The sequence below is a fragment of the Klebsiella sp. GL120222-02 genome (assembly GCF_003097195.1).
GTDB classification, from domain to species: Bacteria; Pseudomonadota; Gammaproteobacteria; order Enterobacterales; family Enterobacteriaceae; genus Klebsiella; species Klebsiella variicola.
Genome location: NZ_QEQO01000003.1, coordinates 408,511 through 432,937 on the forward strand (window position 1 = coordinate 408,511; position 24,427 = coordinate 432,937).

General features: G+C 57.3%; 21 protein-coding genes and 1 other RNA gene. 5 read left to right on the plus strand and 17 right to left on the minus strand.

Annotated elements, in window-relative coordinates; all coding sequences use genetic code 11:
- Positions 1-7 precede the first annotated feature (7 nt).
- The 8 genes from N438_RS11930 to N438_RS11965 all read right to left on the minus strand — a co-directional run bounded on the left by N438_RS11930 (position 8) and on the right by N438_RS11965 (position 10,128).
- Positions 8-751 (minus strand): SDR family oxidoreductase, encoded by a 744-nt coding sequence (locus tag N438_RS11930; protein WP_008806437.1) that lies wholly within the window; start codon positions 749-751, stop codon positions 8-10.
- A 60-nt stretch (positions 752-811) separates the two neighbouring features.
- Positions 812-3,685, minus strand: a complete 2,874-nt coding sequence (gene gcvP / locus N438_RS11935; protein ID WP_012540583.1) for an aminomethyl-transferring glycine dehydrogenase — start codon at positions 3,683-3,685, stop codon at positions 812-814.
- A 205-nt stretch (positions 3,686-3,890) separates the two neighbouring features.
- The gene (gcvH, locus tag N438_RS11940; protein ID WP_008806439.1) at positions 3,891-4,280 is read right to left on the minus strand and encodes a glycine cleavage system protein GcvH; all 390 of its coding nucleotides are present in this window, start codon (positions 4,278-4,280) and stop codon (positions 3,891-3,893) included.
- Positions 4,281-4,304: 24 nt separating this feature from the next.
- A complete protein-coding gene (gene gcvT / locus N438_RS11945; protein WP_008806440.1) occupies positions 4,305-5,399 on the minus strand; it encodes a glycine cleavage system aminomethyltransferase GcvT in 1,095 nt (364 codons plus the stop codon).
- A gap of 422 nt (positions 5,400-5,821) precedes the next feature.
- Positions 5,822-7,024, minus strand: a complete 1,203-nt coding sequence (gene ubiI, locus N438_RS11950; RefSeq protein WP_012540581.1) for an FAD-dependent 2-octaprenylphenol hydroxylase — start codon at positions 7,022-7,024, stop codon at positions 5,822-5,824.
- 10 nt (positions 7,025-7,034) lie between these two features.
- Positions 7,035-8,213: a 2-octaprenyl-6-methoxyphenyl hydroxylase gene (gene ubiH / locus N438_RS11955; protein WP_008806442.1), complete on the minus strand. Its 1,179-nt coding sequence runs from the start codon at positions 8,211-8,213 to the stop codon at positions 7,035-7,037.
- Positions 8,210-9,526, minus strand: coding sequence for a Xaa-Pro aminopeptidase (pepP, locus tag N438_RS11960; protein ID WP_008806443.1), 1,317 nt, complete (start codon positions 9,524-9,526; stop codon positions 8,210-8,212). Before pepP ends, ubiH begins: the two co-directional genes overlap by 4 nt.
- Before the next feature lie 23 nt (positions 9,527-9,549).
- On the minus strand, positions 9,550-10,128 hold the full coding sequence (locus N438_RS11965) for a YecA family protein (protein WP_008806444.1): 579 nt from the start codon (positions 10,126-10,128) through the stop codon (positions 9,550-9,552).
- Positions 10,129-10,294: 166 nt separating this feature from the next.
- Between N438_RS11965 and zapA the strand changes: the two genes are divergently transcribed.
- The 3 genes from zapA to N438_RS11980 all read left to right on the plus strand — a co-directional run bounded on the left by zapA (position 10,295) and on the right by N438_RS11980 (position 11,544).
- The gene (gene zapA, locus N438_RS11970; protein ID WP_004205298.1) at positions 10,295-10,624 is read left to right on the plus strand and encodes a cell division protein ZapA; all 330 of its coding nucleotides are present in this window, start codon (positions 10,295-10,297) and stop codon (positions 10,622-10,624) included.
- Between the two features lie 40 nt (positions 10,625-10,664).
- A non-coding RNA gene (ssrS, locus tag N438_RS11975) (6S RNA) lies at positions 10,665-10,848 on the plus strand.
- A 99-nt stretch (positions 10,849-10,947) separates the two neighbouring features.
- Complete coding sequence (locus tag N438_RS11980; RefSeq protein WP_049008741.1) at positions 10,948-11,544, plus strand: 5-formyltetrahydrofolate cyclo-ligase; 597 nt, start codon at positions 10,948-10,950, stop codon at positions 11,542-11,544.
- An 83-nt stretch (positions 11,545-11,627) separates the two neighbouring features.
- On the opposite strand, the gene serA is transcribed toward N438_RS11980, so the two are convergent.
- Together serA and rpiA are read right to left on the minus strand one after the other, a co-directional pair.
- Positions 11,628-12,860: a phosphoglycerate dehydrogenase gene (gene serA, locus N438_RS11985; RefSeq protein WP_008806446.1), complete on the minus strand. Its 1,233-nt coding sequence runs from the start codon at positions 12,858-12,860 to the stop codon at positions 11,628-11,630.
- A gap of 269 nt (positions 12,861-13,129) precedes the next feature.
- Positions 13,130-13,789 (minus strand): ribose-5-phosphate isomerase RpiA, encoded by a 660-nt coding sequence (rpiA, locus tag N438_RS11990; protein ID WP_008806447.1) that lies wholly within the window; start codon positions 13,787-13,789, stop codon positions 13,130-13,132.
- A gap of 167 nt (positions 13,790-13,956) precedes the next feature.
- Between rpiA and argP the strand changes: the two genes are divergently transcribed.
- Complete coding sequence (gene argP / locus N438_RS11995) at positions 13,957-14,850, plus strand: DNA-binding transcriptional regulator ArgP (protein WP_008806448.1); 894 nt, start codon at positions 13,957-13,959, stop codon at positions 14,848-14,850.
- 54 nt (positions 14,851-14,904) lie between these two features.
- Here the strand turns inward: argP and N438_RS12000 are convergent, their stop codons facing one another.
- From N438_RS12000 to tkt, 7 genes are all read right to left on the minus strand, one after another.
- Entirely contained in the window at positions 14,905-15,663 is a 759-nt protein-coding gene (locus tag N438_RS12000; RefSeq protein WP_044649678.1) for an oxidative stress defense protein, read from the minus strand.
- 89 nt (positions 15,664-15,752) lie between these two features.
- Entirely contained in the window at positions 15,753-16,388 is a 636-nt protein-coding gene (gene argO / locus N438_RS12005) for an arginine exporter ArgO (protein WP_008806450.1), read from the minus strand.
- 151 nt (positions 16,389-16,539) lie between these two features.
- Positions 16,540-17,397 (minus strand): small-conductance mechanosensitive channel MscS, encoded by an 858-nt coding sequence (locus N438_RS12010; protein ID WP_012967232.1) that lies wholly within the window; start codon positions 17,395-17,397, stop codon positions 16,540-16,542.
- Between the two features lie 191 nt (positions 17,398-17,588).
- Positions 17,589-18,668, minus strand: coding sequence for a class II fructose-bisphosphate aldolase (gene fbaA / locus N438_RS12015; RefSeq protein ID WP_008806452.1), 1,080 nt, complete (start codon positions 18,666-18,668; stop codon positions 17,589-17,591).
- A 97-nt stretch (positions 18,669-18,765) separates the two neighbouring features.
- Complete coding sequence (gene pgk, locus N438_RS12020; protein WP_008806453.1) at positions 18,766-19,929, minus strand: phosphoglycerate kinase; 1,164 nt, start codon at positions 19,927-19,929, stop codon at positions 18,766-18,768.
- Positions 19,930-19,968: 39 nt separating this feature from the next.
- Positions 19,969-20,997 carry an erythrose-4-phosphate dehydrogenase gene (gene epd, locus N438_RS12025; RefSeq protein WP_004205289.1) on the minus strand — a complete coding sequence of 343 codons (1,029 nt, stop codon included), beginning with the start codon at positions 20,995-20,997 and terminating at the stop codon, positions 19,969-19,971.
- A gap of 384 nt (positions 20,998-21,381) precedes the next feature.
- Positions 21,382-23,373 (minus strand): transketolase, encoded by a 1,992-nt coding sequence (gene tkt / locus N438_RS12030; RefSeq protein WP_023323261.1) that lies wholly within the window; start codon positions 23,371-23,373, stop codon positions 21,382-21,384.
- A 280-nt stretch (positions 23,374-23,653) separates the two neighbouring features.
- Here tkt and N438_RS12035 point away from each other — a divergent pair, with 280 nt between their 5' ends.
- The gene (locus tag N438_RS12035) at positions 23,654-24,412 is read left to right on the plus strand and encodes a M48 family metallopeptidase (RefSeq protein WP_012540572.1); all 759 of its coding nucleotides are present in this window, start codon (positions 23,654-23,656) and stop codon (positions 24,410-24,412) included.
- The last annotated feature ends 15 nt before the right edge of the window (positions 24,413-24,427 follow it).

A 24,427-nucleotide genomic window follows, 5' to 3' on the forward strand; every position in this document is an offset into this window, starting at 1 on the left:
CTATGGGTTATTTACCGCCCGCCAGTTCAAGAAAACTGCCCGTCACATACGACGCTTTGTCGCTCAGCAGCCAGGCAATGGCCTGAGCGACCTCTTCCGGCTGGCCGCCGCGCTGCATCGGTAGCGAATTTTTTACCCGGTCCACGCGTCCCGGTTCGCCGCCGGAGGCGTGCATCTCGGTATAAATCAGCCCCGGACGCACGCCGTTCACCCGGATCCCTTGCGCCGCCACTTCCAGCGCCAGCCCGGTGGTCAGGGTATCTACCGCCCCTTTCGACGCGGCATAGTCAACGTACTCGCCCGGCGCGCCAAGGCGCGAGGCCGCCGACGACACGTTAACTATCGCCCCGCCCTTGCCGCCATGCCGATGCGCCATGCGCTTTACCGCCTCACGACAACAGAGGAAGTAGCCGGTGACGTTGGTGGCCAGCACGCGGTTAATACGCTCGGCGCTCAGGCTCTCCACCGTACATTGGGTAAACAGGATCCCGGCATTGTTGACCAATGCCGTCAACGGTTCGCCCATGCGGTCAACCGCCTCAAACATCGCCATCACCTGCGCTTCATCGCTGATATCCGCCCGCAGCGCCGTGGCTTTGCCGCCAGATTCAACAATGGTATTGACCACTTCGGTGGCGGCGTTAATGTTGTGATGATAATTAACCGCGACGGTATACCCTTCCTGCGCCAGCAGCAGCGCCGTCGCCCGGCCTATGCCGCGGCTCGCGCCGCTAATCAGAGCTATCGCCATACCTTCCCTCCAAAAAATAAAGGCGCCGCAGCGCCTTTAAAAGTTTAGCTAATTCACCACTTACTGGTATTCGCTCATCGGCACGCAGGAGCAGAACAGGTTGCGGTCGCCGTAGACATCATCCAGACGTTTCACCGTCGGCCAGTACTTGTTGTGCAACCCAGCCGGGAATACCGCCAGCTCGCGGCTGTACGGATGGTTCCACTCGCTCACCAGCTCACCCTGGGTGTGCGGCGCGTTCACCAGCGGGTTGTCTTCCAGCGGCCATTCACCGGCTTTGACGCGGTCGATTTCCGCGCGGATCGCCAGCATGGCGTCAATAAAGCGGTCCAGCTCTACCTTGCTTTCCGATTCTGTCGGCTCAACCATCAGCGTCCCGGCAACCGGGAAGGACATGGTCGGCGCATGGAAACCAAAGTCGATCAGGCGTTTAGCAATATCCAGCTCGCTAATGCCGGTCTCTTCTTTCAGCGGACGAATATCGAGAATACATTCGTGCGCCACGCGACCATCGCGGCCGGTATAGAGCACCGGGTAAGCCTCTTTCAGCCGGGTAGCGATATAGTTGGCGTTAAGGATCGCGTTCTGGCTCGCCTGCTTCAGGCCTTCCGCGCCCATCATGCGGATATACATCCAGCTGATCGGCAGAATGGAAGCGCTGCCGAACGGCGCGGCGGAAACCGCGCCCTGACGGGTCAGCATACCTTCAATCTGTACCACGCTGTGGCCCGGTACAAACGGCGCCAGGTGCGCTTTCACACCGATAGGGCCCATACCCGGACCGCCGCCGCCGTGCGGAATGCAGAAGGTTTTATGCAGGTTGAGGTGCGAAACGTCGGCGCCGATAAAGCCCGGAGAAGTGATCCCGACCTGGGCGTTCATGTTGGCGCCATCGAGATAAACCTGGCCGCCGAACTGGTGCACGATCTCGCACACTTCACGGATGGTCTCTTCATACACGCCGTGGGTTGACGGATAGGTGACCATGATGCAGGAGAGATTCGCCCCTGCCTGCTCTGCTTTTTCACGCAGGTCGGCAAGATCGATGTTGCCGTTTTTGTCGCAGGCAACGACCACGACCTGCATACCCGCCATCTGCGCGGAAGCCGGGTTGGTGCCGTGCGCGGAGCTTGGGATCAGGCAGATATCGCGATGGCCTTCGTTGCGGCTTTCGTGATAGTGGCGAATCGCCAGCAGGCCAGCATACTCGCCCTGCGCGCCGGAGTTCGGCTGCATACAGACGGCGTCATAGCCGGTCAGTTTCACCAGCCAGTCAGAAAGCTGGGCGATCATCTGATGATAACCTTCCGCCTGCTCGACCGGACAGAACGGGTGCAGCTCGGCAAATTCCGGCCAGGTGATCGGGATCATCTCCGCCGCGGCGTTCAGTTTCATGGTGCAGGAGCCCAGCGGGATCATCGCCTGGTTCAGCGCCAGATCTTTACGCTCCAGCGCATGCATGTAGCGCATCATCTCGGTTTCGCTATGGTAGCGGTTAAACACCGGATGGGTGAGGATCGCATCGTCGCGCAGCATCGCCGCCGGGATCGAACGGCTATCCAGCGCCACGTCTTTATCCAGGGTATCGATATCCAGACCGTGATCGTCGCCGACGATGGCGCGGAACAGGTTCAGCACATCTTCGCGGGTGGTCGCTTCATCGAGCGTAATGCCAACCGCGCCGTGAATATCGCTACGCAGGTTAATCTGCAGCGCTTCGGCACGCGCCAGCACCGCAGCTTTATCCGCCACTTCGACGCACAGGGTATCGAAGTAGTGCGCATGACGCAGCTTCAGCCCTTTCTTCTGAAGGCCGTCGGCCAGAATATCGGTCAGGCGATGAATGCGGCCAGCGATACGTTTCAGGCCCGCCGGGCCGTGGAATACCGCGTAGAGGCTGGCGATGTTGGCCAGCAGAACCTGCGAGGTACAAATGTTGGAGTTCGCTTTCTCGCGGCGGATATGCTGCTCGCGAGTCTGCATCGCCATGCGCAGCGCGGTATTACCCGCCGCATCTTTCGATACGCCGATAATCCGGCCCGGCATGGAGCGTTTGAATTCATCTTTCGCCGCGAAGAAGGCCGCGTGCGGGCCGCCATAGCCCATCGGCACGCCGAAGCGTTGGGCGGAACCGAAGACAATATCCGCGCCCTGCTTGCCCGGCGCCGTCAGCAGCACCAGCGCCATAAAGTCGGCGGCGACGCTGACAATCACTTTGCGCGCTTTCAGCTCGGCGATCAGTTTGCTGTAATCGTGGATTTCACCGGTGGTGCCCACCTGCTGCAGCAGCACGCCAAAGACATCCTGGTGATCGAGCACTTTGTCGGCGTCATCGACGATCACGTCGAAGCCGAAAGTTTCCGCGCGGGTGCGCACCACGTCCAGGGTTTGCGGATGGACGTCGGCGGCAACGAAGAAACGGTTGGCGTTCTTCAGTTTACTGACGCGTTTGGCCATCGCCATCGCTTCGGCGGCGGCGGTGGCTTCATCAAGCAGCGAAGCGGAAGCGATATCCAGCCCGGTCAGATCCAGCGTGACCTGTTGGAAGTTGAGCAGCGACTCCAGACGGCCCTGGGAGACTTCCGGCTGGTAAGGGGTATAGGCGGTGTACCAGCCCGGGTTTTCCAGCATGTTGCGCTGAATGACCGGCGGCAGCTGCACGGCGGTATAGCCCATGCCGATGTAAGACTTGAAGCGCTTGTTGCGACCGGCAATCGCCTTCAGCTCCGCCAGCGCGGCGAATTCGGTAGTCGCGTCGCCCACCTGCGGTGGGGTCGCCAGCTGGATATCCTGCGGCACAATCTGGCCAATCAGGGCGTTAAGCGAATCCGCGCCGACGGTCTTCAGCATCTCTTGCTGCTGCTGAGCGTCCGGGCCAATGTGACGTTCAATAAAGGCGTCGCGGTTTTCAAGCTGACTTAAAGTCTGAGTCATGAGCGATGGTTCCTGAAACGTGCGGTGAATCGTGATTGTCTGACTGGTTTGCCCGGCAAGCGCTGATGCTTACCGGGCCAGAATACGCAAAATCATTCGCGTTGCAGGAAGGCGGCGACACAGCGACTCCCCGGGAGCTTACAAAAGTAAGTGACCGGGGGAGCCAGGAAGCCAACGCCCCTGCAGCGTGAAGGATGAAGCGTATTTATTCGTCTTCTAACAGAGCTTCATAAGCGGTCGCATCCAGCAGCGCGGCAACCTGCGCTTCGTCGCTGGCTTTAATTTTGAAGATCCAGCCGTCGCTATACGGGTCGCTGTTGACCAGTTCCGGAGAGTCGTTCAGCTCTTCGTTGACGGCAACGATTTCACCGCTAATCGGCGCGTAGATATCGGAAGCCGCTTTCACGGATTCGGCAACGGCGCAATCAGCGCCCGCTTCAACGGTGGCGCCCACTTCCGGCAGGTCAACGAAAACCATATCGCCCAGCAGCTCCTGCGCATGCTCGGTGATCCCGACGGTATAGGTGCCGTCTGCTTCTTTACGCAGCCATTCGTGTTCTTTGCTGTATTTCAGTTCTGCTGGTACGTTGCTCATCAATTCATCTCCAAAAAAGGGAAATCACACAATGGCTTTGCCATTGCGTACAAAACCAGGTTTAGTCACTTTTACCGGCATTTCACGGTTACGAATTTGCACCACCGCGGTGTCGCCAATCCCGGCCGGTACGCGAGCCAGCGCGATGCTGTAGCCCAGGGTCGGCGAGAAGGTGCCGCTGGTGATAATGCCTTCTTTTTGATTACCGTCGCTATCGGTAAAACGGACCGGCAGGCCGCCGCGCAGGACGCCTTTCTCGGTCATCACCAGGCCAACCAGCTGCTCGGTGCCTTTTTCGCGCTGCATCTCCAGCGCTTCGCGACCGATAAAGTTACGATCGGCGGGCTCCCAGGCGATAGTCCAGCCCATGTTCGCCGCCAGCGGGGAGACGCCTTCGTCCATCTCCTGGCCATACAGGTTCATCCCGGCCTCCAGGCGTAGGGTGTCACGCGCGCCGAGACCGCACGGCTTAACGCCAGCGTCCAGCAGACCGCGCCAGAAATCAGCCGCCTGCTCGTTCGGCATCGCAATTTCATAGCCCGCTTCGCCGGTATAACCGGTGGTGGCGATAAACAGGTCGCCGGACTGCACGCCAAAGAACGGCTTCATGCCTTCCACGGCCTGACGCTGCGCATCAGTAAACAGCGTTGCCGCCTTCGCTTTCGCCTGGGGGCCCTGCACCGCGATCAGCGACAGATCGTCGCGAACGGTAATTTCAAGGCCGTAAGGTTCAGCTTGTTCGGAGATCCAGGCGAGGTCTTTTTCGCGGGTGGCGGAGTTAACAACGAGGCGGAAATAATCTTCAGAAAGGAAATAGACAATCAGGTCATCGATGACGCCAGCGGAGGCGGTAAGCATTCCCGTGTAGAGCGCTTTGCCTGGGGTGGTCAGCTTCGCCACATCGTTGGCCAGCAAATAGCGCAGGAACTCGCGGATCCGGCTGCCGTGGAAATCGACGATGGTCATATGCGACACATCGAACATCCCTGCATCGCCGCGCACCGCATGGTGCTCATCAATCTGGGATCCGTAATGCAGCGGCATCATCCAGCCATGGAAATCCACCATGCGAGCGCCACATAGCGTGTGTTGTTCATACAACGGAGTCTGTTGAGCCATCTTTTCCTCATCGAATAAAACGGAACCAGCCACGAGATTGTCGGCGATTTTGCGCCACGAAATTCGGCGACGGCACCGCTGACGGACGCCGACGCAAACGTTCTCTTTTGCCTGAACTTACCACCGAACCCGGCGCTAAACCATAAGCTCATTCAGGGCATCACATTAGCTTATGACTAAAATCCGCCGAAAAGCCTACAGAGTTATTGACTGGAAAAAAGCGATTTATGCCACATAAAATTAACATCAAGCTTTCATCGATAAGGTAATGATGGTGTTTTATGCGATTTTACGGGCCTAATTTCTTTAACAAAAAAAAGAGCGCATTAATAAAACTAATGCGAAAAAAGAGGTGAAATTAGAATATTTCAAATGAGGGAGAAAACCCGGCACGCAGGCCGGGTAAAAGAAGTGTGACGGGGTTAACGTAACCAGGCGGGGAGATCGTTGAGGCCCATCGCCTGACGAATCAGCTGCGGTTTTACGCCAGGCAGCGAATCGGCCAGTTTGAGCCCCATGTCGCGGAGGAATTTCTTCGCCGGATGGCTGCCGGAGAACATTTCGCGGAATCCCTGCATACCCGCCAGCATCAGCGCGGCGCTGTGTTTGCGGCTGCGCTCATAGCGGCGCAGGTACAAATGCTGGCCGATATCTTTCCCCTGCGCATGCAGGCGCCTCAACTCGTCGATAAGCTCGGCGGCGTCCATAAAGCCAAGGTTCACCCCCTGCCCGGCCAGCGGGTGGATGGTATGCGCGGCATCGCCGACCAGCGCCAGGCGGTGGGCGGCAAACTGACGGGCATAGCGGCCGGTCAGCGGGAAAACTTCACGTTCGCTTGCCAGCTGGCAGAGGCCGAGGCAATTATCGAAGGCGATATTCAGCGCCTGGTTGAAAGTGGCTTCATCAGCCTCCTGCATCCGCTTCGCTTCCGCTGGCGACAGCGACCAGACGATCGAGCACAGGTGCGGATCGCTGAGCGGCAGGAAGGCCAGAATACCCTCGCCATGGAACGCCTGGCGTGCCACCGCCTGATGCGGCTCAGCGGTGCGAATCGTCGCCACCAGCGCATGATGGTGGTAATCCCAGAAGGTCAGCGGAATATCGGCCTTATTACGCAGCCATGAATTCGCGCCATCAGCGCCCACCACCAACCTCGCGGTCAACATGCTGCCGTCCTGCAGGCTGAGAAAGGCTTCGTTTTCACCCCACGCCACCTGCTGTAGTTCCGCAGGCGCCAGCAGGGTGACGTCAGCGCAGCGCTGCGCTTTCTGCCACAATGCGTGATGCACCACGGCATTTTCAATAATATGGCCCAGATGGCTAAAGCCCATGCTCTGGTCATCGAAGCTAATGCGGCCGAAGCTGTCTTTGTCCCACACTTCCATACCGTGATAGCAGCTGGCGCGCTGGGCGACGATCTCGCGCCAGACATCCAGCTTAGTCAGCAACTTTTCGCTGGCGGCATTGATCGCCGAAACGCGCAGCGCCGGCGGCGCATCGGCGGCCAGAGGCTGCGGCGCTGCTTTCTCCAGCACCGCGACGCGCAGGCCGCTGCCCTGTAAACCGCAGGCTACCGCCAGTCCCACCATTCCACCGCCAACAATGGCAACATCAACACTTTGCACGTTTTACTCCTTAACGGGGAACCCAACCGAGGGTACGCTGCGCCAGCGCATCGCGCGCCGGGGTAAATAAGTCCATGGCCATCAGACCGACGTTGCGCCCCGCCACCAGCGGCGCCCAACGGTTGGCAAACAGATGCACCAGCCCATCGGTGACACCGATAGTGGCGGCTTTATCACCTGCCCGCCGTGCCTGGTAGCGGCACAGCAGGGAATAATCGCCCACATCGTCGCGGGCCACATGCGCATCGGCAAGCATCTCCGCCAGGCTCATCACGTCGCGCAGGCCGAGGTTAAAGCCCTGCCCGGCGATCGGATGCAGCGTCTGCGCCGCATTACCGACCAGCGCCAGGCGATGCGACACCGCACGGGTGGCGGTGGTTAAGGCTAACGGATAGACGCTGCGCTTACCGGCATGGGTAATACGCCCTAGCCGCCAGCCGAATGCCTGCTGTAACGCCTGACAAAAATGTTCGTCAGACCAGCTCTGTACCTCGTCGCGCCGCGACTGCGGATGGCACCACACCAGCGAACAGCGCCCTTGCGACATCGGCAGCATCGCCAGCGGACCATGCTCGGTAAAGCGCTCGAAGGCGCGGCCTTCGTGCGGCAACGCAGTGCTAACGTTAGCAATGATCGCTATCTGCTCATACGGCTGCTGCTGCCAGCTGATGCCGCAGTGAGCGCCCAGCGACGAACGGGAACCGTCCGCCGCCACCAGCAGCTTACCGTTGATGATTTCGCCGCCCTCAAGCGTAAGGCTGACGCTCTCCTCGCGGCGGCTGACCGCTTCCACTTTCGCCGGACAGTGCAGGGTGACGCCCGGCGCCTCGCGCAGCAGACTAAACAGCCGCTGGCCGACATCGTGGAGTTCAACCACCTGCCCCAGCGCCGACAAGCCGTAATCGGCCGCCGCCAGGTTCACAAAACCAGCGTGACCACGGTCGCTGACATGGACCCGCTGGATGGGCGTCGCTCGTTTAGCCAGGGTCTGCCAGATACCAATGCGCGCCAGCTGCTGGCAGGTACCGGCCGCCAGGGCAATTGCCCGATCGTCAAAACCGGGATGGCGTGACGAATGCGGATCCTGCGCCTCAATCAGATGGACCGGCAGGGCACCGCCGGTCAAACGGGAGATGGCCAGCGCGAGCGTCGCCCCGGTCATCCCGCCGCCGACGATCAGCACGCTCATGACTGGCGCGCCGCCGCCATCAGCGCCTCGATCTCATCCGCCTTCTTCACCACGCTGGCGGTGAGATTTTCGTTGCCGTCTTCGGTAATGACGATGTCATCTTCAATACGAATGCCGATGCCGCGATATTGGGCCGGCACGTCGGCATCGGTGGCGATATACAGTCCCGGCTCGACGGTCAGCACCATTCCCGGTTCCAGTACCCGCGAACGGTCGGTGTCGTAATTACCGACATCGTGCACATCCAGACCCAACCAGTGGCTCAGGCCATGCATAAAGTACGGGCGGTGGGCGTTGTTGGCGATGAGCTCGTCAATCTCGCCTTTCAGGATCCCCAGCCGCACCAGGCCGGTAATCATAATGCGCACCACTTCCTGATTAACTTCATAAATGGAGGTGCCCGGACGATAAAGCTCCAGCGCGGTTTCCAGCGACTCCAGCACGATGTCGTAGATTTCACGCTGCGGTTTGCTGAATTTACCGTTAACCGGGAAGGTGCGGGTGATATCGCCCGCATAGCCGCGGTATTCGCAGCCGGCGTCAATCAGCACTAAATCGCCATCGCGCAGCTCGGATTCGTTTTCGGTGTAGTGCAGAATGCAGCCGTTTTCGCCGCCGCCAACGATGGTGTTATAGGACGGGAAACGCGCGCCGTGGCGGTTGAATTCATGGAGAATTTCGCCTTCCAGCTGATACTCGAACATGCCAGGGCGACATTTTTCCATCGCCCGGGTATGGGCAAGGGCGGAAATTTCGCCGGCGCGGCGCATCACTGCCAGCTCTTCCGCAGATTTAAACAGGCGCATCTCATGCACGATGGGCCGCCAGTCGATGACCGAGTTCGGCGCCTGCAGATTCTGGCGAGAGCCTTTGCGCAGTTTTTCGAGGGCGTTAAACACAATCTCATCGGCATAGGCATATTCACCCTGGGCGAAGTAGATAGCATCCAGGCCGTTGAGCAGCTGATACAACTGCTGGTTGATTTCGCTAAACGCCAGCGCACGATCCACACCGAGCTTCGCCGGCGCGGCATCCTGGCCCAGACGGCGACCGAACCAGATCTCAGCGGTCAGATCGCGAACCCGGTTAAACAGCACGCTATGATTGTGCGTTTCATCGCTTTTAATCAACACCAGCAGCGCTTCCGGTTCGTTAAAGCCGGTGAAGTACCAAAAATCGCTGTTCTGCCGGTAGGGATACTCTGAATCTGCGCTACGCACCGCTTCCGGTGCGGCGAAAATCAGCGCCGCGCTGCCTGGCTGCATCTGCGCCAGCAGCGCCTGGCGACGCGAGAGAAATTCCTGCTGAGTCATGACGCCCCCTGAACGAATTTTAGTTAGTGTAATGTCGGTTTGCGGACTTCCGGTGCGGTTGGCTGCTGACGAGAAAAAGTGTCGTGGCACAGCAGTGCGGCAACGCGGACATACTCGATAATCTCCTCCAGAGACATCTCCAGCTCTTCCTGATCTTCGTCTTCATCGTAGCCCAGCTGGGCAATATTACGCAGATCGTCAATCGCTTCCCCGGTCTCGTCTTTCACTTTATCCAGCTTCGGTTGGCTGACGCCAAGGCCGAGCAGGAAATGGTTGACCCAACCGGCGAGAGCGTCGGCGCGGTCGAAGACGCTTACCGCATCGCCTTCCGGCAGATACAGTTGAAAGAGGAAACCGTCGTCATCCAGTGAATCGCTGATGGCGGAATGCATGTTACGCAGCGCCTGGGCCAGTTCATGACCAAAGGCGAGCCCTTCGTTGGTCAGGTCGTGCACCAGCGGCAGCCAGCTGCTGTCCGTGTTGCCGCCGCACAGCAATCCGCTGATCAAACCGTGCATTTCGGCTGGGGTGAGGCCGACCCCTTGTTGGTTCAGTAACTGGTCTACATCGTTGTAACCAGGCATTTCGTTCTGTATAGACATGCGCATTCGTCATCGTTGGGAGGAATATTCATGATATGCTACCACTTTGGACCCTGGTGAACCAGAAAAGGGCTTGTATCCCTGCACCAGGGTAGCTATAGTGTCGCCCCTTCGCAGACCCAGGCTCGGATGTGAAGGCAGCGCAGTCAATCAGCAGGAAGGTGGCATGTCTGCACAACCCGTAGATCTCCAAATTTTCGGCCGTTCACTGCGAGTGAATTGCCCGCCTGAACAAAGGGATGCCCTGAATCAGGCAGCTGAAGACCTTAATCAGCGGTTGCAAGATTTAAAAGAACGCACTAGAGTCACAAATACTGAGCAGCTGGTCTTCATCGCCGCGTTGAACATCAGCTATGAGTTGACTCAGGAAAAAGCGAAGACCCGCGACTACGCTTCGAGCATGGAGCAGCGCATTCGGATGCTTCAGCAGACCATTGAACAGGCATTGCTTGAGCAAGGTCGCATAAGCGAAAGACCAGGGTCAAAGTTTGAATAACACTTTGCAGTTAACTGTGTTAGAGTAATTCCAGAACAAAATTTCTCTGAGATGTTTGCAAGCGGGCCAGTCCCCTGAGCCGATATTTCATACCACAAGAATGTGGCGCTCCACGGTTGGTGAGCATGCTCGGTTCGTCCGAGAAGCCTTAAAACTGTGACGACACATTCACCTTGAACCAAGGGTTCAAGGGTTACAGCCTGCGGCGGCATCTCGGAGATTCCCTTCTTTAGTTCGCATTATCCCAACACTCCTGTTTTCGGCTGCTGCCGCCCTGTATTACACTTCCTCGTACTGTTTCGCTTGCTCGTAATGAGACCTGTATGACCCTACAGCCTGATATCCCGCTCTCCAGACAGCATATTCGCCAGCAGATCCGCGAGCGTCGCCGCGCGCTCAGCCCGGAGCAACAGCGCCTGTTTGCCCAACAGGCCGCGGAGCGGATGATGGCCTGGCCGCCGGTCGTACTCGCTCATACCGTGGCGCTGTTCCTCTCCTTTGACGGCGAGCTGGACACCCAGCCGCTGATCGACCAGCTCTGGCGCGCCGGCAAACGGGTGTATCTCCCGGTGCTGCATCCGTTTAGCCCCGGAAACCTGTTGTTTTTACACTACCATCCACAGAGCCAACTGATAGTGAATCGCCTGAAAATCCGCGAACCGAAGCTCGATGTGCGGGACGTACTGCCGCTCGCTGAACTCGATGTGCTGGTGACCCCGCTGGTGGCCTTCGATGGCAGTGGCCAACGGCTGGGAATGGGCGGCGGTTTTTACGACCGGACGCTGCAAAACTGGCAGCAGTATCGCCTGCAGCCGGTAGGCTACGCGCACGACTGCCAGCAGGTGGATAGTCTGCCAAGCGAAGAGTGGGATATCCCGTTACCAGCGGTGATCACCCCGGGAAAAACCTGGAGTTGGTAGGTACGCGAGGACGAGAATTTCAGCCTGGAAAGTATTAACAAAAAAACGGGCAGGTACGCGACCTGCCCGAGAGGCAAAAATAATTAGAACAGCAGACGGGCGCGGATAGTCCCCGGGATCGCTTTCATTGCCTGCAGCGCCTGCTGGGCAACATCTTCTTCCGCTTCAATATCAATAACCACGTAGCCCATCTGCGGCGACGTTTGCAGATACTGCGCGGCAATGTTGATGCTCTGCGCGGCGAAGATCTGGTTGATGGCGGTCAGGACGCCCGGCCGGTTCTCATGGATATGCAGCAGACGGCGGCCGCCATGCAGCGGCAGAGAAACTTCCGGGAAGTTAACTGCCGACAGGGTTGACCCGTTGTCAGAGTACTTCGCCAGCTTGCCAGCCACTTCCAGACCGATGTTCTCCTGCGCTTCCTGGGTCGAACCGCCGATATGCGGAGTCAGGATCACGTTATCAAACTCGCACAGCGGCGAAGTGAAGGGGTCGCTGTTGGTGGCGGGTTCTGTCGGGAAGACGTCGATAGCCGCCCCGGCCAGATGCTTACTCGCCAGCGCATCGCATAGCGCCGGAATATCCACCACGGTACCGCGGGAGGCGTTGATCAGCAGCGCGCCCGGCTTCATCAGCGCCAGCTCTTCCGCACCCATCATGTTTTTGGTGGAGGCGTTTTCCGGCACGTGCAGGCTGACCACATCGCTCATGTTCAGCAGGTCGGAGAGATGCTGAACCTGGGTGGCGTTGCCGAGCGGCAGTTTATTTTCAATATCATAGAAGAAGACATGCATCCCCAGCGATTCCGCCAGAATGCCGAGCTGGGTACCGATATGGCCGTAACCGATAATCCCCAGTTTCTTGCCGCGCGCTTCAAAGCTGCCGACCGCCAGCTTATTCCATACACCGCGATGCGCCTTGGCGTTGGCTTCCGGCACGCCGCGCAGCAGCAGCAGCAGCTCACCGATGACCAGCTCGGCCACCGAACGGGTATTCGAGAATGGCGCGTTAAACACCGGAATACCGCGCTTCGCGGCGGCGTTCAGATCGACCTGGTTGGTACCGATGCAGAAGCAACCCACGGCAACCAGTTTTTCCGCCGCAGCGAAAATCTCTTCAGTCAGATGGGTACGGGAACGCAGGCCGATGAAATGGGCATCACGGATCGACGCTTTCAGCTGTTCGGAGTCCAGCGCGCCTTTATGAAATTCAATGTTGGTGTAACCTGCTGCGCGAAGGCTATCGATTGCCTTTTGATGCACACCTTCAACCAGCAGAAATTTAATCTTGTCTTTTTCCAGTGATACCTTAGCCATTTCCCCGTCCTGTTTTGTCTTAACTGATGTCGTGCTGAACGAAAGTTCGTCTCAGCAACATATCAAAAAAAACTATCGCGGCAATATGAACGTTTGCGTCGCCGTCCTGAAGAAATGTCATCCAGAGGGAAATGACAGGACAAAACACCAGAAAGAAGATTAATGGTAGCGTGTTAATCAGAATGGTTGCATAAATGTGACAGAAGTCACCAAATTGCACCAGGTGAAAAAATATTTGCGAGGGAGCCGACTGGCTCCCTGCGGACAGACTATTTTACGATGGTTTTCACGCCATCGGCCGTACCGATCAGTGCCACGTCGGCCCCGCGGTTGGCGAACAGCCCTACGGTCACGACGCCAGGGATGCCGTTGATGGCATTCTCCAGCGCGACAGCATCAAGAATTTCCAGGCCATGCACGTCCAGGATGACGTTGCCGTTATCGGTCACCACGCCCTGACGGTACTCCGGACGACCGCCCAGCTTGACCAGTTGACGCGCGACGGCGCTGCGCGCCATCGGAATGACTTCAACCGGCAGCGGGAATGCGCCGAGAATATCAACCTGCTTGGAGGCATCGGCGATGCAGATAAATTTATCGGCGACCGAAGCGATAATCTTCTCGCGGGTCAGCGCCGCGCCGCCGCCTTTGATCATTTGCATATGGCCGTTGATCTCATCCGCGCCATCAACATAGATCCCCAGGCGATCGACGCTGTTGAGATCGAAGACGGGGATCCCGAGGCTTTTGAGCTTTTCGGTAGAGGCATCGGAGCTGGAGACCGCGCCTTCAATCTGCCCCTTCATCGTGCCCAGCGCGTCAATAAAATGGGCCGCCGTCGAGCCGGTACCTACGCCGACAATGGTCCCTGGCTGTACGTATTGCAGCGCCGCCCAACCTACTGCTTTTTTCAGTTCATCCTGCGTCATAATTATGGTCCGAGATGTGAATGCCTGTGGCGCATTATAGAACATCGACAGTGGAAATGTCCCTGCGATGCAGATCACACAACTGAGCAGACCAATTTCGTCTGTATCAAATAAAAATTTATGTCATAGTGCGAGATAACGATTAGTTATGGGGGCACGCCAGAATAATGAAACGACCGGACTACAGGACACTACAAGCGCTGGATGCGGTGATTAGGGAACGAGGATTTGAGCGCGCCGCGCAGAAGCTATGTATTACCCAGTCCGCCGTCTCACAGCGTATTAAGCAGCTGGAAAATATGTTCGGTCAACCGCTGCTGGTGCGCACCGTGCCGCCACGCCCCACCGAGCAGGGGCAAAAGCTGCTGGCCCTGTTACGCCAGGTTGAACTGCTGGAAGAAGAGTGGCTGGGCGACGAGCAGACCGGCTCCACGCCGCTGCTGTTGTCGCTGGCGGTGAACGCCGACAGTCTGGCCACCTGGCTGCTGCCGGCGCTGGCCAATGTTCTGTCAGACTCCCCTATTCGTCTTAACCTGCAGGTGGAAGATGAAACCCGCACCCAGGAGCGCCTGCGCCGTGGGGAAGTGGTGGGCGCAGTGAGTATCCAGCCGCAGGCGCTGCCAAGCTGCCTGGTGGATCAGCTCGGCGCGCTCGATTACCTGTTTGTCGCCTCAAAAGAGTTTGCGCAACGCTATTTCCCGAACGGCGTGACGCGTTCTGCGCTGCTGAAAGCGCCGGTCGTCGCCTTTGATCATCTGGACGATATGCATCAGGCGTTCCTGCAGCAAAACTTCGACCTGCCGCCGGGTAGCGTCCCCTGCCACATCGTTAACTCATCAGAAGCCTTCGTGCAGCTGGCGCGCCAGGGCACTACCTGCTGTATGATCCCGCATCTGCAAATCGAAAAAGAGCTGAAAAGCGGCGAGCTTATTGACCTCACGCCCGGTCTGTTCCAGCGTCGTATGCTGTACTGGCACCGCTTTGCGCCGGAAAGCCGCATGATGCGCCGGGTGACCGATGCGCTTATTGATTACGGCCACAAAGTGCTGCGTCAGGATTAAATCGCCGGCATAAAAAAAGCCACTTCCCGGAAGTGGCTTTTTTGTTTCTATCGCTTACTGCGCTGGTTTCGGCTCTTCCGCCGGTTTCGCCGGCGCGGCGGCCTGAGCTGGCTGCAGCTCAAAGACCACGTCAACCTGGTCGTCAAACTGGATAGTCGCCTGCTCGTAGGTTTCCTGGGCTGAAACCGGCGCAGCGTCAGCGGCCTTCATCATACGCACCATCGGGCTCGGCTGATAGTTGGAGACGTGGTAGCGCACGCTGTAGACCGGCCCCAGCTTGCTGTGGAAGCCAGCCGCCAGCTCCTGTGCCTGATGCACCGCGTCATCGATCGCCGCTTTACGCGCCTTATCTTTGTAGGCATCCGGTTGCGCAACGCCCAGCGAAACGGAGCGGATTTCGTTCAGTCCCGCCTTCAGCGCGCCGTCCAGCAGGCCGTTAAGTTTATCCAGCTGGCGCAACGTCACTTCCACGGTGCGCACCGCCCGATAGCCTTTGAGAATGCTTTTCCCGTTCTGATAGTCATAATCAGGCTGGGTACGCAGATTCGCCGAGCTAATGTCTTTTTTGGCGATACCGCTCTTTTCAAGGAAAGAGAGATACTGCGCGACGCGATCGTCTGCCTGCTTTTTCGCCGATGCGGCATCTTTCGCCGCGACGTTCACTTCGATCGCCAGGGTGGCAATATCCGGAACCGCGGCAACGCTTGCTGTGCCTGAAGTCACAATGTGCGGACCGTCTGGCAATTCGTTTGCCTGTGCCGCCATTGTGCTAAATCCGAGTGCTGCCGCCAGGGCTAAGACTTTTAACTTCACTGTCGTTTCTCCATGTTACTTAAATCGCCCTTACGGGACGCATGCCAGCAAGCTTAGCGCGTACAGCAGGAAAGTCCATCGGACAACGCTTAGTTGAGCAACGCCAGGATATGGCCGACGCCCTCTTTTGCCAGCTGAAATGCAATAAACCACATGACGGCGCCGACCACAATATTGATGATCCGCTGGGCTTTGGCGGTACGCAGCCGCGGCGCCAGCCAGGCGGCTAACAGCGCCAGGCCAAAGAACCACAGGAAAGAGGCGCTAATGGTCCCCAGCGCAAACCAGCGCTTCGGCTCCACCGCCAGCTGCCCTCCCAGGCTGCCCAGCACCACAAAGGTATCCAGGTAAACATGCGGGTTCAGCCAGGTGACCGCCAGCATAGTTATAATGATTTTCCAGCGCCCCTGCTGCATCACCTCGGCGCTGGCGAGCTCAAGATTCTGACTGAACGCCGTTTTCAGTGCGCCGAAGCCATACCACAACAAAAAGGCCACGCCGCCCCAGGTCACTATCGCCAGCAGCCATGGGGATTGCATCAGCAGCGCGCTACCACCAAAAATACCGGCGCAGATCAACAGCAAGTCGCTGACCGCGCACAGCAGGGCAATCATCAGGTGATACTGACGACGGATCCCCTGATTCATCACAAAAGCATTTTGCGGGCCAAGCGGCAAAATCATTGCCGCTCCCAGGGCAAGGCCCTGAAAGTAATAGGTAAACATAAGGATTTTTCCGCTGTGTTCGAGAGTGGCGCTGACTATAACGCGAATGGATTATTAGCGGAAATTGAAAGTATTAATCATTAATAAGCTAAGCTAATAGTGAGCCATTAAAAAAGGCCGGCATGGCCGGCCTGACTCTGTCAGTGATGATTTACTCTGCTTTTTCCGGCAGTTGTACCACATGAACATCCATCTGCGGATACGGGAAACTGATGCCGTTAGCGTCGAAATCACGCTTAATACGCTCCAGCACGTCCCAGTAGACGTTTTGCAGATCGCTGCTTTTGCTCCACACGCGAACCACGAAGTTCACCGATGAGGCGCCAAGTTCGTTCAGGCGTACGGTCATTTCGCGATCGCGCAGAATACGATCGTCAGATTCGATAATCGAGGTCAGCAGCTGCTTCACCTTGTCGATATCAGCATCGTAGGATACGCCAATGATAAACTCATTGCGGCGCGCCGGTTCGCGGGAGAAGTTAATGATGTTGCCGGCGATGATTTTGCCATTCGGCACCACCACGATTTTGCCATCTGCGGTACGCAGGGTGGTGGAGAAAATCTGCACGTTCTGCACGGTGCCGGCGATACCGCCGAGATCGACATATTCACCCGCGCGGAACGGGCGGAACATCACCAGTAGTACGCCTGCGGCAAGGTTCGACAGCGATCCCTGCAGTGCTAAACCCACCGCCAAACCGGCGGCACCCAGCACAGCAATGACCGAGGCGGTCTGCACGCCTACCCGGCCCAGGGCGGCAATCAGGGTGAAGGCGATAACCGCGTAACGCACCAGCGCCGAGAGAAAATCAGCAACGGTGGCATCAATCTTACGCGCCAGCATCAGGCGGTTGACGGTGTTAGAGACGATGCGCGCCACGATCATCCCGATGACCAGGATAACGATCGCCGCCACGATGTTGACGGCATAGCTCAGCAGCAGCTCCTGGTTGCGTGCCAGCCACGTCCCGGCGTTGTTGATGCTATCGACAACGTTCAAATCTTCCATTTAACATTCCTTATGAATCCCCGAACGGGGAAGTAAATAACTCAGCCTGCAACAGGGCAGTCAGGTTATAGGGTAAACAATAAGTGCACGTTTTGCCAAATGGATCACAGTTTTCCTGCACGCTATCCTGTTGTTAAAGTAATAAAAAAGCCCGCATTGCTGCGGGCTTCAGGGTAAGAAACAGATTTTTCTTACAGAACGTCGATCGCGTTCAGCTCTTTAAATGCCTGCTCCAGACGGGTCACCATGGAAGTCTGTGCAGCACGCAGCCATACGCGCGGATCGTAGTATTTCTTGTTCGGCTGGTCTTCGCCTTTCGGGTTGCCCAGCTGGCCCTGCAGGTAAGCTTCGTTAGTTTTGTAGTACTGCAGGATACCGTCCCAGGTCGCCCATTGGGTGTCGGTATCGATGTTCATTTTCACTACGCCGTAGCTGACGGAGTCTTTGATTTCCTGAGCGGAAGAACCGGAACCGCCGTGGAAGACGAAGTTCAGGCTGTTGTGCGGCAGGTTGTGTTTCTTGGAAACATATTCCTGAGAGTCGCGCAGGATGGTCGGAGTCAGAACCACGTTACCCGGTTTGTACACGCCGTGTACGTTACCGAAGGAAGCGGCAATGGTGAAGCGCGGGCTGATTTTGCTCAGCTCGGTGTAGGCGTAATCCACATCTTCCGGCTGAGTGTACAGGGCGGAAGCGTCCATGTGGCTGTTGTCCACGCCGTCTTCTTCGCCGCCGGTGCAACCCAGTTCGATTTCCAGGGTCATGTCCATTTTGGCCATGCGCGCCAGGTATTTAGAGCAGATTTCGATGTTTTCGTGCAGGGACTCTTCAGACAGGTCGATCATGTGAGAAGAGAACAGCGGTTTACCGGTAGCGGCGAAGTGTTTTTCACCGGCGTCCAGCAGACCGTCGATCCACGGCAGCAGTTTCTTCGCGCAGTGGTCAGTGTGCAGGATAACCGGCACGCCGTAGTGCTCAGCCATCTGGTGCACGTGGTGCGCGCCAGAGATAGCGCCGAGGATAGCAGCACCCTGAGGAACGTCAGTTTTCACGCCTTTACCTGCGATGAACGCGGCGCCGCCGTTAGAGAACTGAACGATAACCGGAGAGCGAACTTTCGCAGCAGCTTCCAGAACGGCGTTGATGGAGTCAGTACCTACGCAGTTTACCGCCGGCAGTGCAAAGTTGTTTTCTTTCGCTACCTGGAACACTTTCTGAACGTCGTCGCCAGTGATGACGCCCGGTTTTACGAAATCAAAAATTTTAGACATGTTACTTAGTCCTGTATCTGTATCTTCGACCGTTGAAGAAGGTTCGCGAGCCCTTAAGCGCGCTGAAAAACAGGCGGGTTTCCCCGCCTGAACTGAATTACTGCTTAGCGCGCTCTTCGAGCATCGCTACTGCCGGCAGGACTTTGCCTTCGACGAATTCAAGGAATGCGCCGCCGCCAGTGGAGATGTAGGAGATTTTGTCAGCGATGCCGAACAGGTCGATCGCTGCCAGGGTGTCACCGCCGCCGGCGATGGAGAAACCTTCGCTGTCCGCGATAGCGTTAGCCACGATTTCAGTCCCTTTACGGAAGTTCGGGAATTCGAATACGCCAACCGGGCCGTTCCACAGGATGGTTTTGGCGTTTTTCAGGATGTCGGCCAGTTTCTGTGCGGAAACGTCGCCAAGGTCCAGAATCTGCTCGTCATCTTTGATGTCGTTAACAGATTTCAGGGTTGCCGTTGCGGTTTCGGAGAACTCGGTCGCGACGCGAACGTCCGTCGGAACCGGGATATCACAGGTGCTCAGCAGGCGCTTAGCTTCATCAACCAGGTCTGCTTCGTACAGGGATTTACCGACGTTGTGGCCCTGGGCAGCAACGAAGGTGTTGGCGATACCGCCGCCGACGATCAGCTGGTCAGCGATTTTAGACAGGGAATCCAGCACGGTCAGTTTGGTGGACACTTTAGAACCACCCACGATAGCGACCATTGGACGAGCCGGCTCTTTCAGCGCTTTACCCAGCGCGTCCAGTTCAGCGGCCAGCAGCGGGCCTGCGCACGCCACGTCAGCAAATTTGCCGATGCCGTGGGTGGAAGCCTGCGCGCGGTGCGCAGTACCGAAAGCATCCATCACGAACACGTCGCACAGCGCGGCGTATTTTTTGGACAGCGCTTCGTCGTCTTTTTTCTCGCCTTTGTTGAAGCGAACGTTTTCCAGAACCACCAGCTCACCGGCAGCCACTTCCACGCCGTCCAGGTAGTCTTTAACCAGACGTACCGGGTTGGACAGTTTGTCTTTCAGGTAATTAACAACCGGCAGCAGAGAGAATTCTTCGTTGTACTCGCCTTCGGTCGGACGACCCAGGTGAGAAGTAACCATGACTTTCGCGCCCTGCTTCAGCGCCAGTTCAATGGTCGGCAGAGATGCACGGATACGTGCGTCGCTGGTTACTTTCCCGTCTTTAACTGGTACGTTCAGATCCGCACGGATAAAAACGCGTTTACCAGCCAGATCCAGATCGGTCATCTTAATTACAGACATGGTGAATCCTCTCGTTGATTCATAAAGTTTTGTCGACGTTTATGCGTCGAACCTGAAACCAATAGCCGCCATCGCTAACGTCGTGTCGAGCATTCGGTTAGCAAAGCCCCATTCGTTATCGCACCAGACCAGCGTTTTGATCAGATGCGCGCCACTGACCCGGGTTTGCGTGCCATCAACAATAGCACTGTGCGGATCGTGGTTAAAATCTGTCGAGACCAACGGTAATTCCGTATAGTCAACTATACCATGAAATGCACCTTGTGCTGCTTTTTGCAGCAACTGGTTGACTTCACATGCTTTTACCGGTTTTTTCACCGTCACGCTCAGGTCAATTGCCGTCACGTTTATCGTCGGCACCCGCACGGCAATCGCTTCAAAACGGTCATTAAACTGCGGGAAAATACGGGTGATCCCTGCCGCCAGTTTGGTATCCACCGGAATGATCGACTGGCTGGCCGCGCGGGTACGCCGCAGATCCGGATGGTAGGCGTCAATCACCTGCTGGTCATGCATCGCCGAATGAATGGTGGTGACGGTGCCGGACTCAATGCCATAGGCATCATCGAGCAGTTTAATGATCGGAATAATGCAGTTGGTGGTGCAGGAGGCGTTGGAGACAATGCGGTGCTCGGCGCGGAGCTCATCCTGATTGACGCCATAGACCACCGTCGCGTCGAGATCGTTGCCGCCAGGATGGGAGAAGAGCACTTTCTTCGCGCCAGCCTGCAGATGGGCTTCGCCGTGTTCACGACTCCCATATACGCCGGTACAGTCGAGCACCACGTCTACCGCCAGCTCGCGCCACGGCAGCGCCGCAATGGTCGGCTCGTGTAGCAGGCGGATGGCATCATCGCCAACAAACAGCTGTTCGCGCTCCTGACGGACATCCCAGGCGAAGCGGCCATGGCTGGTATCATATTTCAACAAATGCGCGATCCCTGCCGCATCCGCCAGCTCATTGATTGCCACCACGGTGATTTCCGCACGACGCCCGGACTCATATAGCGCACGAACCACGTTGCGTCCAATACGACCGAAGCCATTAATCGCGATGCGAATGGTCATAGATCTCCTGCAAGGCTGACCCTTTTTTGAGGTGGCTGACAGAGTAATCCAGCAACGCTCTGAGGGGAACCTTACCAGCTGCAAACTGCGACTGATTGATTAATTGTCGAACATTTAAACGACTGAAACGCTTCAGCTAGAATAAGCGAAACAAGGAATAAAAGGAATGTTTGTCCAGCGCAATAAACCAGCTATATGACTTGTGTCACATTTCTTTTGGAATAATTCACAGGGTGGTTACATGTTCGAAGAATAGTGCATACAAAAAGCCGGGTGGCGAGGTAACAGCAAAACGGTAACCCAGGGGTTACCGTTTTTGGGGTTTGCACCCTCTCCTGTGGGGGAGGGTTGGGGTGAGGGCATCAGCCCGCACCGTACCAGCCATTACAGCAGCGCTTTCGCTTTAGCGACCACGTTGTCGACGGTGAAGCCGAACTCTTCGAACAGCTGCTCAGCCGGCGCAGACTCACCGAAGGTGGTCATGCCAACGATAGCGCCGTTCAGGCCAACGTATTTGAACCAGTAGTCCGCGATACCGGCTTCTACCGCGACGCGGGCAGAAACGGCTTTCGGCAGTACGGATTCACGATAAGCGGCATCCTGCTTGTCGAACGCGTCGGTGGACGGCATGGAGACCACGCGCGCCTTCACGCCTTCGGCAGTCAGTTTGTCCCACGCGGCCACTGCCAGCTCCACTTCGGAACCGGTGGCGATGAAGATCAGCTCCGGCTGGCCGGCACAATCTTTCAGCACGTAACCGCCGCGAGCGACGTTTGCCAGCTGCTCTGCGGTACGCTCCTGCTGCGCCAGGTTCTGACGGGAGAGGATCAGCGCGGTCGGGCCGTCCTGACGCTCTACGCCATATTTCCACGCAATCGCGGATTCAACCTGGTCACACGGACGCCAGGTGGACATGTTCGGCGTCACGCGCAGGGAAGCCACCTGCTCTACCGGCTGATGAGTCGGGCCGTCTTCACCCAGACCGATGGAGTCGTGGGTGTAGACCATCACCTGACGCTGTTTCATCAGCGCGGCCATACGTACCGCATTACGCGCGTATTCCACGAACATCAGGAAGGTGGAGGTGTACGGCAGGAAACCGCCGTGCAGCGCGATACCGTTGGCGATAGCGGTCATACCGAATTCACGCACGCCGTAATGAATGTAGTTACCCGCGGTGTCTTCGTTGATCGGCTTAGAACCAGACCACAGGGTCAGGTTGGACGGCGCCAGGTCAGCGGAGCCGCCGAGGAATTCCGGCAGCAGCGGGCCGAAGGCTTCGATAGCATTCTGCGACGCTTTACGGCTGGCGATTTTCGCCGGGTTAGCCTGCAGCTTCGCGATGAACTCGTTAGCTTTGGCGTCGAAGTCAGACGGCATCTCACCTTTCATACGACGGGTGAATTCGGCCGCTTCCTGCGGGAAGGCTTTCGCGTAGGCAGCAAACTTCTCATTCCACGCCGCTTCTTTCGCCTGGCCGGCTTCTTTGGCATCCCACTGGGCATAGATGTCAGACGGGATGTCAAACGGCGCGTGTTTCCAGCCCAGCGCTTCGCGGGTCAGGGCGATTTCGGCGTCGCCCAGCGGTGCGCCGTGGGAGTCGTGGGTACCGGCTTTGTTCGGCGAACCGAAACCAATGATGGTTTTGCACATCAGCAGGGACGGTTTGTCGGTAACTGCACGCGCTTCTTCTACTGCGCGTTTGATGGCGTCAGCGTCGTGACCGTCAACGCCGCGTACCACGTGCCAGCCGTAGGCTTCAAAGCGTTTCGCGGTATCGTCGGTGAACCAGCCTTCAACGTGGCCGTCGATGGAGATGCCGTTGTCATCATAGAAGGCCACCAGTTTGCCCAGTTTCAGAGTACCGGCCAGGGAGCACACTTCGTGAGAGATGCCTTCCATCATGCAGCCGTCGCCCATGAAGGCGTAGGTGAAGTGGTCGACGATGTCGTGGCCCGGACGGTTGAACTGCGCCGCCAGAGTTTTCTCGGCAATAGCCATCCCGACCGCGTTAGCGATACCCTGGCCCAGCGGACCGGTGGTGGTTTCCACGCCCGCGGTGTAGCCGACTTCCGGGTGACCCGGGGTTTTGGAGTGCAGCTGGCGGAAGTTTTTCAGCTCTTCAATCGGCAGATCGTAGCCAGTGAGGTGCAGCAGGCTGTAAATCAGCATCGAACCATGGCCATTTGACAACACAAAACGGTCACGGTCAGCCCAGGCCGGATTGTTCGGGTTATGGTTCAGGAAATCACGCCACAGCACTTCGGCAATGTCAGCCATACCCATCGGGGCCCCCGGGTGGCCGGATTTGGCTTTCTGTACAGCGTCCATGCTCAGCGCACGAATAGCGTTAGCAAGCTCTTTACGTGAGGACATTTTGACTCCAGTTCGGACTGTTGAAGGCCATGCCCTTAACGACTTGACGAGAGCGCGTTTTGGGCTACGCCGGAAAAAAGTGTGAACAATGTAACCCAAGCGACAAGTCATGTACATGGAGCATCCTTTTGCCCTTTAAGAAATCTCTGGAACAGGTTGTGCTACCCCGGAATCCGCTCGCCCGCATCCTGCGATACTCTTTATAATTTACGCAGAATACGGTTCCCTGCCGTCGCCGTATTGTCGGATAAACAACCATAAGATTGTGGAAGATAAAAAAATGAAAATTCGCTCAACCGTACTTGCTCTTGGGATCGCAGCAACCCTCACCGGATGTCAGAACATGGACTCCAATGGTCTGCTCAGCTCAGGCGCCGAAGCCTTCCAGGCGTACTCCCTCAGCGACGCGCAGGTGAAAACCTTAAGCGACCAGGCCTGTAAAGAGATGGACGCCAAAGCGAAAATCGCCCCGGCCAGCAGTGAATACAGCCAGCGTTTGAGCAAAATCGCGACCGCGCTGGGCGATAACATCAATGGCCAGCCAGTGAACTACAAGGTCTATGAGACCAAGGATGTGAACGCCTTCGCGATGGCGAACGGCTGCATCCGCGTTTACAGCGGGCTGATGGACCTGATGAACGATAATGAAGTTGAAGCGGTTATCGGCCACGAAATGGGTCACGTTGCGCTGGGCCACGTGAAGAAAGGCATGCAGGTCGCGCTGGGGACCAACGCCGTGCGTGCGGCGGCGGCCTCCGCCGGCGGCATCGTCGGCAGCCTGTCGCAGTCGCAGCTGGGCGATTTAGGCGAAAAACTGGTGAACTCGCAGTTCTCCCAGCGTCAGGAATCGGAAGCGGATGACTACTCTTATGACCTGTTGCGTAAGCGCGGCATCAATCCGTCGGGACTGGCCACCAGCTTCGAAAAACTGGCCAAGCTGGAAGCCGGTCGTCAGAGCTCTATGTTTGACGATCACCCGGCCTCCGAAGCTCGCGCCCAGCATATTCGCGATCGCATGAAAGCCGACGGGATTAAATAATCGACAGCGGGAGGC

What these genes read in the sequence shown, in the direction of transcription:
- N438_RS11930 (WP_008806437.1), bottom strand. Translation starts at nt 751, where the DNA reads ATGGCGATAGCTCTGATTAGCGGCGCGAGCCGCGGCATAGGCCGGGCG.
- gcvP (WP_012540583.1), bottom strand. Translation starts at nt 3,685, where the DNA reads ATGACTCAGACTTTAAGTCAGCTTGAAAACCGCGACGCCTTTATTGAA.
- gcvH (WP_008806439.1), bottom strand. Translation starts at nt 4,280, where the DNA reads ATGAGCAACGTACCAGCAGAACTGAAATACAGCAAAGAACACGAATGG.
- gcvT (WP_008806440.1), bottom strand. Translation starts at nt 5,399, where the DNA reads ATGGCTCAACAGACTCCGTTGTATGAACAACACACGCTATGTGGCGCT.
- ubiH (WP_008806442.1), bottom strand. Translation starts at nt 8,213, where the DNA reads ATGAGCGTGCTGATCGTCGGCGGCGGGATGACCGGGGCGACGCTCGCG.
- pepP (WP_008806443.1), bottom strand. Translation starts at nt 9,526, where the DNA reads ATGACTCAGCAGGAATTTCTCTCGCGTCGCCAGGCGCTGCTGGCGCAG.
- N438_RS11965 (WP_008806444.1), bottom strand. Translation starts at nt 10,128, where the DNA reads ATGTCTATACAGAACGAAATGCCTGGTTACAACGATGTAGACCAGTTA.
- zapA (WP_004205298.1), top strand. Translation starts at nt 10,295, where the DNA reads ATGTCTGCACAACCCGTAGATCTCCAAATTTTCGGCCGTTCACTGCGA.
- N438_RS11980 (WP_049008741.1), top strand. Translation starts at nt 10,948, where the DNA reads ATGACCCTACAGCCTGATATCCCGCTCTCCAGACAGCATATTCGCCAG.
- serA (WP_008806446.1), bottom strand. Translation starts at nt 12,860, where the DNA reads ATGGCTAAGGTATCACTGGAAAAAGACAAGATTAAATTTCTGCTGGTT.
- rpiA (WP_008806447.1), bottom strand. Translation starts at nt 13,789, where the DNA reads ATGACGCAGGATGAACTGAAAAAAGCAGTAGGTTGGGCGGCGCTGCAA.
- argP (WP_008806448.1), top strand. Translation starts at nt 13,957, where the DNA reads ATGAAACGACCGGACTACAGGACACTACAAGCGCTGGATGCGGTGATT.
- argO (WP_008806450.1), bottom strand. Translation starts at nt 16,388, where the DNA reads ATGTTTACCTATTACTTTCAGGGCCTTGCCCTGGGAGCGGCAATGATT.
- N438_RS12010 (WP_012967232.1), bottom strand. Translation starts at nt 17,397, where the DNA reads ATGGAAGATTTGAACGTTGTCGATAGCATCAACAACGCCGGGACGTGG.
- fbaA (WP_008806452.1), bottom strand. Translation starts at nt 18,668, where the DNA reads ATGTCTAAAATTTTTGATTTCGTAAAACCGGGCGTCATCACTGGCGAC.
- pgk (WP_008806453.1), bottom strand. Translation starts at nt 19,929, where the DNA reads ATGTCTGTAATTAAGATGACCGATCTGGATCTGGCTGGTAAACGCGTT.
- epd (WP_004205289.1), bottom strand. Translation starts at nt 20,997, where the DNA reads ATGACCATTCGCATCGCGATTAATGGCTTCGGTCGTATTGGACGCAAC.
- tkt (WP_023323261.1), bottom strand. Translation starts at nt 23,373, where the DNA reads ATGTCCTCACGTAAAGAGCTTGCTAACGCTATTCGTGCGCTGAGCATG.
- N438_RS12035 (WP_012540572.1), top strand. Translation starts at nt 23,654, where the DNA reads ATGAAAATTCGCTCAACCGTACTTGCTCTTGGGATCGCAGCAACCCTC.